At 58.4% G+C, this 12,108-nt stretch carries 8 protein-coding genes and 2 pseudogenes; 4 read left to right on the forward strand and 6 right to left on the reverse strand.

What is annotated here, in order from left to right; translation table 11 throughout:
• Positions 1–174: 174 nt before the first annotated feature.
• The gene (locus IEU99_RS09705; RefSeq protein WP_128889025.1) at positions 175–549 is read right to left on the reverse strand and encodes a GntR family transcriptional regulator; all 375 of its coding nucleotides are present in this window, start codon (positions 547–549) and stop codon (positions 175–177) included.
• Between the two features lie 211 nt (positions 550–760).
• Here IEU99_RS09705 and IEU99_RS11095 point away from each other — a divergent pair.
• Positions 761–1,355, forward strand: a pseudogene (locus tag IEU99_RS11095) (NYN domain-containing protein); the annotation flags it as partial.
• 320 nt (positions 1,356–1,675) lie between these two features.
• Positions 1,676–2,122, forward strand: a pseudogene (locus tag IEU99_RS11100) (NYN domain-containing protein); the annotation flags it as partial.
• Between the two features lie 72 nt (positions 2,123–2,194).
• On the opposite strand, the gene IEU99_RS09715 reads toward IEU99_RS11100, so the two are convergent.
• Together IEU99_RS09715 and trxA are read right to left on the reverse strand one after the other, a co-directional pair.
• On the reverse strand, positions 2,195–2,959 hold the full coding sequence (locus IEU99_RS09715) for a PspA/IM30 family protein (RefSeq protein WP_128889023.1): 765 nt from the start codon (positions 2,957–2,959) through the stop codon (positions 2,195–2,197).
• Positions 2,960–3,034: 75 nt separating this feature from the next.
• Positions 3,035–3,400 carry a thioredoxin gene (gene trxA / locus IEU99_RS09720; RefSeq protein WP_128889022.1) on the reverse strand — a complete coding sequence of 122 codons (366 nt, stop codon included), beginning with the start codon at positions 3,398–3,400 and terminating at the stop codon, positions 3,035–3,037.
• 111 nt (positions 3,401–3,511) lie between these two features.
• Between trxA and IEU99_RS09725 the strand changes: the two genes are divergently transcribed.
• Together IEU99_RS09725 and IEU99_RS09730 are read left to right on the forward strand one after the other, a co-directional pair.
• A complete protein-coding gene (locus tag IEU99_RS09725) occupies positions 3,512–3,709 on the forward strand; it encodes a heavy-metal-associated domain-containing protein (RefSeq protein ID WP_123959184.1) in 198 nt (65 codons plus the stop codon).
• A gap of 100 nt (positions 3,710–3,809) precedes the next feature.
• A complete protein-coding gene (locus IEU99_RS09730; RefSeq protein ID WP_128889021.1) occupies positions 3,810–6,008 on the forward strand; it encodes a heavy metal translocating P-type ATPase in 2,199 nt (732 codons plus the stop codon).
• Positions 6,009–6,068: 60 nt separating this feature from the next.
• On the opposite strand, the gene IEU99_RS09735 is transcribed toward IEU99_RS09730, so the two are convergent.
• Genes IEU99_RS09735 through dprE2 form a run of 3 tightly spaced genes read right to left on the reverse strand, consistent with a single transcriptional unit; the run spans position 6,069 to position 12,102 of the window.
• Complete coding sequence (locus IEU99_RS09735) at positions 6,069–9,374, reverse strand: arabinosyltransferase domain-containing protein (protein WP_128889020.1); 3,306 nt, start codon at positions 9,372–9,374, stop codon at positions 6,069–6,071.
• Between the two features lie 27 nt (positions 9,375–9,401).
• On the reverse strand, positions 9,402–11,312 hold the full coding sequence (locus IEU99_RS09740; RefSeq protein WP_128889019.1) for an arabinofuranosyltransferase: 1,911 nt from the start codon (positions 11,310–11,312) through the stop codon (positions 9,402–9,404).
• 31 nt (positions 11,313–11,343) lie between these two features.
• The gene (gene dprE2, locus IEU99_RS09745) at positions 11,344–12,102 is read right to left on the reverse strand and encodes a decaprenylphospho-beta-D-erythro-pentofuranosid-2-ulose 2-reductase (RefSeq protein ID WP_128889018.1); all 759 of its coding nucleotides are present in this window, start codon (positions 12,100–12,102) and stop codon (positions 11,344–11,346) included.
• Positions 12,103–12,108: the final 6 nt, after the last annotated feature.

Genomic DNA, 12,108 nt, shown 5'->3' on the forward strand with positions numbered 1-12,108 from the left:
GGTCGCGGCGACTCACATAAAGTTACACACCCACCAACAACAACACAAACCCGCAGGTAATGGTGTGTTTTAGTGGGAGGGAAATGCAATGCAATGCTTTTCTAATTCCATTGCCTTCCGTTGCCTGGATCCGGCCTTGGTGCCATATATCTAGAAGAGGGATGGCGCTTCGGGCTATTGATACAGTCCCCGGCTCTCCGCCACCTGATCGAAGAGAGTATGCAATGTCGCTCGGTCGACTTTGAGTCGCACGGCTTCGTCGACAAGCGGTGCAAGATAACTGGCGGCGAATTCGGCTTTCCTGCGAGCCCGGATCCTTTCGACTGCCCCGAGTTGTACGAACATGCCCAAGCCGCGGCGCTTTTCTAGGATCTCGGCCTCGGCGAGCAGTGATAGGCCCTTGCGGGCCGTGGCCGGGTTGATGGCGTGGAAGTTGGCGAGCTCGTGGGTAGAGGGAGCTTGTTCTCCTTCTTTCAGCGCGCCATCGATGATGGAGTCTTCTATCAAGGTGGCGATCTGCCGATAAAGCGGTGCTGTTGCTTCGTCCATAACCTTCAGCCAAAAATATCCAGAGATAGTTGGTTGATTACTTATGTAACCAACCATAGAACCATCACGGCGCTCGAAGCAAGAAATGTGTGAATGAGCTGCGCATACACTGGCAATTGGCCAAGCGTATCGACGTACCAGCATTTTTGAGGCAGACTAGAGAACACAAAGTAACGAAATTTATTAATAACGAACGGATAGTCCAGGAGCCATGCTTGAGCGCACACAAATTTTCGTCGATACCTCCTATCTCCTTGCGAGCTTTTATAACTCTTGGGAGACAGGAGCACGTGCACAACTAGAAATTGATCTACCAGAGGTCGTGGCAACCCTTGCCACGATGGCTCAAAACCACCTGAATCAGCCCGTTCACCGCCAACTTTGGTACGACGGCATTCCCGATTCAGGCCCTCACCGCTATCAACGATCCCTGCGCACCTGCGATGGAGTGCAGCTTCGCGCAGGCCAGTTGATCGAATGGGGCGATCGACGCACCCAAAAGGCCGTGGATACTCGCCTGGTGGCAGACCTTGTTCTCAGTGGCGTGCGCCGCGAATTCACCGACGTCATCCTCGTATCCGGCGACGCCGACATGATCCCCGGTGTGCAAGAAGCCGTAGCCAATGGCGTGCGCGTGCACCTCTATGGTTTCGGCTGGGACTCGATGAGCTCCGCGCTGCGTCAAAACTGCGATTCCACCACCATCTTGGATCCTCGCGAAGACTTCGCAGAATGCATGCAGCTTGAAGTGCTCGAAGGCCCGCTTCCCCCGGTGGTTCGTCTCCCTGAAGAAGACGAGGATGCCGCGGAGCAGCCCAAGCATCCCCACGATGCGGAGCCTCCCCACGAAACTGACCGTCCAGGCCCCCAGCCCGACGATGCAGAAGAACATGGGCAGCCAAAGGATCAGGCACCTGGCCCCAAGCCGCAGCGCACTCAAGCCTCCCAACCCGCACAGGGCGAACACACTGCTCAGGCACAGCAACCCGCGGCAGATCAAAGCGCCGAGGTTGTAGAAGCAGAGCCTGTGGAAACCCCCGAAGCATCACAGCAGGCAGAACAAGAAGCAGCGATTACCGCCGAGCCGCTGCCAGAGACAGAAGCGCAAGAGGCAACGGCGACGAAACGCAGCGCGCCCAAACCCGGTGCGCTGCAAGGCGACCGCCGCATCACCGTGACCTCCAAGATCGAAGAATCTGTAGAAGTCACGGTTAGCAGCGAAAAACCCCGCCCGGCGCCCAACCCCTCGATGATGGCCCCCAGGCGCAAGCTGCGCTCACGCTATGTGCCGCTTCCCAATGAGGTGTGGGCATCCGCTGGCTATCAAACGCCTTTCGACGTAGGCCAGCAATACGCACGCTGGTGGTACGAAAATGCTGCCACCACTGAGCAGCGCGATTCCGCCCACCTGCTCTCAGGCGGTGGACTGCCTCCGGAAATCGACCGCCCTTTGCTGCAATTCGCCTGCGAGACTCTTCACGAGTACACGCTCACCGAATCCCAAAGAGTAGGCCTTCGCGATGGCTTCCACTCCGGCATCCGAGGCGTGCTGCTCAACAACAACGGCAGCTAAGCCCCCACATGAGAAAACCCCGCGGCGCCCAAGCGCCACGGGGTTTTCTTCGTTTTTTAAGCACCGCCCAGATTAGTGCTCAGACTCGCCATCCGGCTGCTCTAATTGCTGCTGCTTGGTATTTCCTTGACCCAATTCGGCCCGAATCGCATCGAGGCGTTGCTGCGCCTTGAAATCCGTGGCATTGGCCTCAATTTCTGCCATACGATCCTGCATGGTGTGCTCGCTAAGCTCCTGAGCCCCCAAAGCATTGGCATAACGGCGCTCAATTTTCTCGCGCACCTGATCCAAGCTCGGCACATCCCGATCGGGATTCACCTGCTGCATCTGCTGCACCGTCTCGGCAGAAGCCTCCTGCATCTTGGTTTGCTGCACCTGCGAGCGAAGCTGCTCAATCTGGGCCATCTGCTCACGCAAACGCGCCTCCGACTGCTGAACCTGAGCACTCGCCTCCCGAGCCGCAGCCTCAGCCTGCCCATGCAATTGCTGCGTGCGCTCAAGATCCTGCTCCACACTGACTAACTGCGTGGCATAAATCTCCGCGGCCTGCTCCAACTCACGCACATCCTCCGGCGCACTGGCCTGCCCCGCAAGCTCCAAGGCCTGACGAGCCTTCTGCTGCAACTGCTCTTGCTCTCCAAGCAAACGGTGCAACTTCATCTCGAGCTGATTCTTATTCCCAATCACCTCAGTCGCTTGGCGACGAATCTTCTCATGCTGCTCATGCGCAGCATCACTGGCCTGCTGAATCTGCACCAAAGGATCCGCGTTTTCTTCAATCTTGCGATCCAACGATGCAGTCAAATACTTCCAGCCCTTAGAAAAAGGATGAGCCATGGCACACGTCCTTAGGAGTAAGACAACACAATTCTTATCCCAGTGTACGCAGCCATGGCCCCAAAGCAGCGCAGATTAACCCTGCTGCTGCTCAGCAATCTGACGCTTCACGTCTTCCATATCCAAACCCTTGACCTGCGAGATCAAATCCTCCAACGCAGCCGGCGGCAAAGCACCAGCCTCACGGAAGACCAAAATGCCATCGCGGAACACCATCAACGTCGGAATCGACTGAATCTGCAACGCAGCAGCCAAACCCTGATGAGCCTCAGTATCTAACTTCGCAAACACCGCATCCGGATGCTGCTCAGAAGCCTTCTCAAACGTCGGCGCAAACGCACGGCACGGGCCGCACCACGACGCCCAAGCATCAACCAAAACGATGCCGTCTTGGGTCACCGTTTGCTCGAAAGTGTCTTCAGTTACATCGATCGTTGCCATAACACGCTCCTTCTAGATATTTGCTTGCACTAGTGCCAACCTTAGCTATGCCTGAGCTATTCCCCCACCGGGAGTACTATCTTCTACATATATATCTAGAAGGGAGAGGAAATGACCAAAAGCTATACCGTTTCCGGCATGACCTGCCAGCACTGCGTCGCCTCCGTCAAGGAAGAAATTGAAGAGGTCGACGGAGCCCAGGGCGTGGATGTTGATTTGGAGTCCGGTCGCGTGACTGTGACTGGTGAAGATTTCACTGATGCTGATATCCGCGCTGCGGTTGAAGAGGCCGGGTATTCCCTGGCTTAGTGCTGTTGTTTTTCGGTGCCATCGCTTCGGCGGTGGCACTTTTTTTGGAATACCTCCTTGGCTATGCCCGTTGGTGCCTATGTAGAAGAAAGGTGATGTGATGAGTATTTCTGAGGTGGATTTGGGTGTCACGGGCATGACGTGCACCTCGTGTTCGGGTCGTGTCGAGCGGAAATTGAACAAGGTCGATGGCGTGGATGCGAGCGTCAATTTCGCCACGGAGAGCGCCCATGTGCGTTTCGACCCGAGTTTGGTCAATGTTGATTCGCTTGTCGACGTCATCCGCGGCGCAGGTTACGACGCCTTCACTATTGGCACTGACACCGATGCTGAGGCCGCCGATGGCGGTGGCGATGCTTCGGCAACTGATGCTGCCCGCGATGAGCACGCCGCTGAGTTGAAAAAGCGTCTGATCATCTCGGCGATCATGGCCTTGCCGGTGTTTGCCATGTCGATGGTTTCTTCGCTGCAGTTCGATAATTGGCAGTGGTTGTGCTTCGCGCTGGCAAGCGGGGTGTTCTTCTACGGTGGGATGCCGTTTCATAAGGCTGCGCTGCAGAATCTCCGCCATTTCTCTTTCACCATGGACACCCTGATTTCCATGGGCACCTCCGCTGCGTATCTGTGGTCGGTGTGGGCGCTGTTTTTGGGCAACGCCGGCGAGCCGGGTATGCGCATGCACATGAGTTTCTCGGCGCATAGCCATAACCAGATGGATGAGATTTACCTCGAATCCGCGGCGATGGTGATCGTGTTCTTGCTGCTCGGCCGCTGGTTTGAGACGCGAGCCAAGGGCAAAAGCTCAGAAGCGCTGCGCACCCTGCTCAACATGGGGGCCAAGGAGGCGGCCGTGCTTGTCGACGGCAAAGAGCAGCGCGTGCCCGTCGAAAAGCTAGCAAAGGGCGATCGTTTTGTGGTGCGGCCCGGCGAAAAGATCGCCACCGACGGCCGCATCATCGAAGGCGCTTCGGCCGTGGACGAATCGATGATCACCGGCGAATCGGTGCCAGTGGAAGTCTCCGAAGGCGACAACGTCACCGGGGCGACGCTGAATACCTCCGGGCGGCTCATCGTCGAAGCCACCCGCGTCGGCAGCGACACCACACTCGCCTCCATGGCCAAACTCGTCGCCGATGCCCAAGCCCAAAAAGCGCCGGTACAAAAACTTGTCGACAAAATCGCCCAAGTCTTCGTCCCCATCGTCATCGCCATCGCGGCGATCACACTCATCGTCCAGCTCTTAAGCGGCGCCCAAACCAGCGACGCTTTCGCCGCAGCCGTCGCCGTGCTCATCATCGCCTGCCCCTGCGCACTCGGACTCGCCACCCCCACCGCCCTGCTCGTCGGCACCGGACGCGGCGCACAACAAGGCCTGCTCATCAAAGGCCCCGACGTGCTCGAATCCGCGCGCAATATCGACACCATCGTGATGGATAAGACGGGGACCGTGACTGAGGGGCGGATGAAAGTGGTGGAGGTCCACGACCTCGACACCCCCCATCTTCTAGATATATGTGCAGCAGTGGAGAGGGGGTCGGAGCACCCCATTGCCCGCGCCATCGTCGAAGCCTCCACCACTTCCCTGCCGGTGAGCGATTTCTCGAGCTCGCCTGGCCGCGGGGTTTCTGGCGTGGTGGATGGTCGCAAGGTTCGGGTGACTCGCCCGGATGGTGCGTTGCAGGAGTGGGTTGATGCTGCTGAGCGTGCTGGTGGCACGGCGGTGGTGGCCTATGTCGATGATGAGCCCGCTGGTGTAATTGTGGTGGCTGATCAGGTGAAGGCTGGCGCTGCTGAGAGCGTGCAGGAGCTTGAGCAGTTGGGCCTGGAGCCGTACTTGCTCACTGGTGATAATGAGGGCGCTGCCCGTGCCGTTGCTGCTGAGGTTGGCATTGAGCATGTGGTGGCGCAGGTGTTGCCGGATGAGAAGGTCGGTGTGGTGCGTGATTTGCAGGAGCAGGGGCGTCGTGTAGCGATGGTTGGCGATGGCGTGAATGATGCTGCGGCGCTTGCGCAGGCTGATCTGGGCATTGCTATGGGCGCGGGCACGGATGTGGCGATTGAGGCTTCGGATATTACGTTGATGCGTTCTGAGCCGAGGGGCATTGTCGACGCCATCCGTTTGTCCCGGGCGACGCTTCGCACCATCAAAACGAACCTGTTTTGGGCTTTCGCTTATAACGTGGTGCTGATTCCGGTGGCGGCCTTTGGTTTGCTCAATCCGATGTTTGCCGGTGCCGCCATGGCCTTGAGTTCCGTGTTCGTGGTGAGCAATTCCTTGAGGCTTCGACGCTTCGAGTAAGCCATATATCTAGAAGAGGCACCTGCTGTGTAGCAGGTGCCTCGTTGTTGTATCTGCGCCCTATTCCACGCTGATGTTCATCAGCCCTGGGGTCCAGGTGCCGGAGCGGGTGACTTCCTTGATGTCGATGTCCGCGTCGTCGGGCGCTTCGCCTTCTGCGTTGGTGCGGGGGTTGTAGATTTCGATGGTGCCCCAGTCGCGGCGCCAGTCGTCTTTAGCGTAGCTCGGCAGTTGGAAGGAGCTGTCGATGGCTTCGACTGGGCCTTGGGCGCCGCCGCCAAGGGCGTCTTGGAAGCGGGAGCCGGTGATGCGTCCGACGTGGTCGGGTGAGATGCGGTAGCGCGGATTTTCGATCACGCCGGCGTAGTGGCCGAAGGGTCGCTGGCAGGGGAATTGGAGGGGTACTTGCCAGTCCATGAGCACTGGTGCTTCTGAGCCGACGACGTTGTTGAGGGTGTCCATGGTGGGCACGCGCGGCGGGGTGAATGCGATCCACTGGTCGGGGTCGAGGCTGGCGTCGATGGCGTGGAGGCGCACAACGTTGGCTTCGACGGGGATTTGCTCAAGCGGGAGTCGCAGGTTGCGCCATACTGGGCGCGGGCCTGGGTCGTCGAAGGTGGCTTGGCCAAGTTCGGTGACTTCTCCATTGGCGTCGCGGCGTCCGTATTCGGCGACGAAGGTTTGGCCGTATTGGTCGATGTCGTTGATGTCGGTATGCGCGATGCGTCCGGCGGCGCTGACCACGAGCAGCGGTTTATCTTCGCTGCGCTCGGGCATCTCGTACCAGTCGCTGATCGCTTCCGAGTAGTACTGGTCGCCGTTGGTCCAGGAGCCGAGGATCGGCACGCGCTTGTAATCGAGCCCGAAGGGCAGAGGCACGCGCGAGCCGTTGATGCCTTCTTCTTTTCTCAAACCAACGCTTGTCGACGCATCCAGCGCGGTATCTTCATCAGAGACTTCATTGGCAAGCGCGGTAGATACGCCGGTGACTTCTTCTGAGTTCAGTACCGGGGGCACGCGGCCGGGCTCGAAGTTATTTTGCTTCTCGCTGGCGATCGCATCCTTGAAATCGGCGTCCACGGGCTTGAGGAAGGACTCGTTGGTGTCCGTTTCCATCAACACATAGTCGGCCATGGCGCAGGTCTGGCCGCGAAGCGCATTCAAATTACCCAAACCAACCGAGTAGGCGGGGTATTGGGAGGCAAAGGCCTTGCCAAAGGAGAGCACCTGGAAGGTCACTGCCAGGATGCACACCACGGCAATGGGTGCCGCTGCTAGGCCCTGGAAACGGTCGAGCTTGCCGCGTCGAACCGAGTTCGGATCCTCACCACGGTCTTCTGCTTGGGTAGCGCGGACGTCGATAATGAAGCTTTGGATCGTGCCGATAAATAGCACCAGCAGGGAAATGCCCAGCATCACCGTCGATGCCTCGATGCCCTTGAGCTGGATGGTCTTATCAAACCACGGCACGCCATAGCTAGAGACGTACCACCAGCCATTCACACCGGCGAGGGTGAAGGCGAAGACGAAGAGGATGGCACCAAACATCAGGGTGCGGGAACGCGCCGAGCGCAAGGCCATATGCGACATTGCCACCGCCGCGAGCGCGGCCAGTGCAGCACCGATACCGGCCCACACACCAAAGTGGTGCGTCCACTTGGTGGGGGTGAACATCAAGAAGAACAAGGTGCCCAGCATCATCAGCATGAGACGCTGCGAGGGCAGTTTATTGCTGCCTGGAACTTTGTCGTTGCGCAGCATCGAGGCCAGCACCACCACGATGGAGACGAAGGCCACCAGCACCGCGAAGCGTCGCGCGAAAGAACCGTCGACGGTTTGCTCGAACAGCGACTTATAGCGGATGTACTCGTTGTACCACTCCAGGGAAGGCCCAACGGCGGAGCGAACCGTAATGGACTCACGCACGCTGGCGAAAGTCTGATCACCGAACACGGCCACCAGCACCGCGGTACCGGCAGCCAGGAACGGAGCCACCATCGCCGCGACCGAAACCCAGGTCTTGCCGCCAAGCACCTTGGTGCGCCTGTAGACGATGCGGATCACGGAGGAAAGCGCTGCCAACAATGCGGCCACGGCCATCAATCCCGTAGGACCGCACGCCAACGTGAATGCTGCGAGCAACGTGCCGATAGCCGCGGGCAGGAGACGTCGATTAGCGATGGCAACCTCGAAGGACACCCACGTTAAAAGGGCGCCGAGCGCAATGATCGGCTCCGGGCGCAAACCATTGTTGTATGGCAGCCAGAAGGCGAGCATGACAAAAGCTGCGGTCCAGTGCGCTACTCGACGACCATCGATGCTGCTACCCAAACGTGGCAACACATCGCGCGAGAGCACAAACCAGGTGGCAATCGCAGCAAAAAGCGAAGGCAGACGCATCCACACCGAAGCGGTGCTGACCTTGGCCATCAGGCCCAAAAGGTCATAGTAGGGGGCGCCGAAGGGCGATTCGGGCACGCCGAACCAGCGATAATAATTCGCCATATAGCCCGAATCGTCCGAGGCCCTGGCCATGGTGAGGATGAAGCCATCATCAGAGGTATTGGCACCGAAGATGTACCAGAAACCAATGATTGCCAGCACCACACCATCGAGCGGGCGCGGGCGCAAGGACTTGCTAGCCAGCACGATCGGGTGCTTCTTGCCGTCGAGGCGATCCATCAATCCCAAACAGATCAACGAAGCCACCGTCATGAAGGCACCGACCCACATTGCCAAGGTCTTCACCCAGGTCGGGGTGGAGGTAAAGCGGGAGTTGATCTCCATGTCTACGTGGAGCCCCGCGTTTTCTAAGCTGGCGGCATTGCCTTCAAGTTCGGTATAAATACCGGACACGATCGGCCGATGATCTCCATTTTGCTCAGACTCGACCGTCACCCCCTTGGCCTTCGCCTCCTGCGGCAAGGTGGCGGTGGTGCCATCAAAGGTGGAATCAATCTTGATCACCGCGTTGGGATCAAGCTTTTCAATCTCGTCCTTATTCAACTGCAGCAGCACCTGGCTGCGGTTGCTGACCTCTAAGGATCCCTCATAGGTGCGCACAAACAGCCCGCGCGCGGTGGCATTGGGGCTATCTGCAGGCAAGGTGGACAGCAGCAAAGACTGCCCATCGCGCACCTTATCGATCGCCTTCACCGGCACCGTGGCGTGGAAATCAACTGGCGTGTAGCTCTCCAAGGGAGCATTCACCGAATTGAGGTTGCCATTCTGAGGCCACTGCAAGGAGGCCTGAGTCTGGTTCACCGGCAAAAAAGGGGTGAGCACAAAGAGTAAAAACCCCAACAGGCCAGTGATTATGGCAACGGGTTTCAACCAGGGCTGTGGTTTGGCGATCGACGTAGACACAACCCAGCAGTCTACTAGACCACCCCCCTACTTTTTGAGCACCACTACATAGGGGCCGATGCGCTCCACCCGCCAAAACTCATCCGAAAACACCTCCGGATTAAAGGCCACGCCCCGAAAACGCACATTCGGCGAATTCGGATAAATGTCCTCAGCTAAATCAAAGACCCAACCATCCTGCTCACTGGCCTCCGAGCCGCCACGCTGCTGAGCCTGATCCTCATCAACCTGCCCCGCCTGGAACACGAAGGCATCAGGAGCAGCCCAAGGCGCAGCCGCAACCTCATCAGCAAAAGCACCAGGATCCGCCAACGAACCCCAAGAATCATTCGCCCACTGCTCAATCAGCGCATTACGACGCTCAAACTGCCCCAAAGGATTCGCATAATGTGCAGTAAACGCCTGGAAACCCCGATAGGGGTAATAGGCCAAAAACGCGAACTCATCCGTCAACACAATCGTGTCGCGTCGCTCCTTCGGCACCTCACGCAACACCTGATCAACCTCCGGATACCACTTCGCCGAATTCGGCGGGAAACGATCCGCACGCTCCCCCGACCCATCCGTCGTGGAATAGGCCAAGTCAATCGCCTCATAATTACGCACCGGCACCTGCTGCGCATAGGCCACAACACCCAGGGACAACACAGCCACCACACCCGCAGTCACCGCCGAAGCCGGCACAAACCGCACCAACTTCTCCACCCCAAGCTCATGCACACGCACCAAACCCACAACGCCCAACGTAGCCAAGACCAACGCCACCAACACATCAACACGGAAACCCAACAACGTCGTCCCCAACAACGTCACCAGCATCGACAACACAACCCAGCCATACGACGCCACCAACACAACCCCCAACGCACGCACATCCGGCACACGCCAACACACCACCACACACAACACACCCAACAGGCACAACACGCCGAGCACGCTTGGCGAGAACATGGGCAGCGGGACGGTGGTGCCGGCCTCCGGCAGATAGTGCGCTGCCGCCCCCCTATCTTCTAGAGATATATCTAGAAGATAGGGAAGCCAGACCGACGAGGCCATCAACATCGAACACACCCCAACAACAGCAACCCTGCCCACAGGCTTCACGCTCCGCTGCTTGATGGCATACCCAAGCGCAATAATGACCACACTGCCAGCAATGATCACGGTATAAAGCGTGTACATCGACGCCGAAATACCGAGATACACAGTTAAACCAATCAGCGCCCATCGGGATCCGCGCATGCCACGACCAGCAAGCACCGCAGCAGCCGGCACCCCCATCGCGACGATTGCGGCATACGGCTCTTCTGCATTCATGATCAGCACGATGATGGTGCTGATCACCGCGATGGTGACACCAACCGCCAAACTGCCACTAATCTTTCGCCACACCGGCACCAAAATGCTTGCAGCCGCCGCCATCGACACAATCGCCCAAGGCTGGAACGCCTCCCAACCAGCCATCCCCAACAAAGAGGCAAAACGGCCACCCAACCAAAACCAACCAGCCGGGTAGAAGGCCGGGAGACCAAAGTAGTTCATATCTGAAAGTTCCGGAGAATCAGCCAAACGCGTCAAATACTGCGTACGGAACTCCTGATCGACGTTAAGCCCTCCTAGATACAATTTCGTACCCGATAGCGGGATCGCCAACGTCGCCAAAACAATCAGCGCCGGAGCCAAGTAGGCAAACACCAAAGCCCCAAAACGCACCCACTTTGGGCGACCCAGTCCCCTGCCCCACACAACGAGCACCACCGACGCAACGACCACCAGCACCACCGCGCCCGTGGCCAACGCACGCATCACATTTGAGGTGCCGAAAGAAGGGAGGTTGGTGGTGTGGAAGGCAAACCAACCGATCAGAGCAATAAGCGCACCCCCCACTCCTGCTAGACATATATCTAGAAGATGGGGGGTGTGTTTCGCGTCGTTCATGCCTGTTAGTTTCCCACAGGCCGCCGCCGTTTTAGAAAGGCAGCTTCCTGAAGATGCTTTGGGGGATGAATTTGAATGCGAGGGTGACGTATTCAAACAGTGGGTGAACGTAGATGGATTGTTTTCCGTCGAGGACTGCTTTGACGGTTGCTTTGGCGACGTCTTCGCGGTTGACGGTCAGCGGTGCTTCGCCGGCGTCGGCGGACATTTTGGTGCGGACCTGGCCGGGGCGGACGACGAGGACGTTGACGCCGTGGTCGCGCAGTGCTTCTCCTAGATTAATGTAGAAGCCGTCCATGCCTGCTTTGGAGGCGCCGTAGACGAAGTTGGAGCGGCGCACCCGCTGCCCCGCGACTGAAGACAGCGCGACGATGGTGCCGTGGCCTTGTGCTTTGAATTTTTCGCCAAGCAGGACGCCGAGGGATACGGGGGCGGTGTAGTTGGTTTGGGCGCTTTCGACGGCGAGCTTTTGGTCTTGCCAGAGGGCTTCTTGGTCGCCAAGTGTGCCGAAGGCGACGATGGCGATGTCGACGTCGCCGTTGGAGAAGGCGAGGTCGATGGTTTCGGGGTGGGTTTCGAAGTCGGTGGCGTCGAAAGGCAAGATTTCGACGGTGCCGCCTTTGGCTTCGAGTTGTGCTTTGGCGTCGTCGATGCGGGGGGAGTTTTCGCGGGCGGCGAGGATGACGTTGGCGGGGCCGCGGTCGAGGAAGCCTTCGACGATGGCGAGTCCGATTTCGGAGGTGCCGCCGAGCAGGAGGATGTTTTGGGCTTGTCCTACAGCATTGAGCATGTGGTG

The sequence above is a fragment of the Corynebacterium pelargi genome (assembly GCF_014635485.1).
GTDB lineage: Bacteria > Actinomycetota > Actinomycetes > Mycobacteriales > Mycobacteriaceae > Corynebacterium > Corynebacterium pelargi.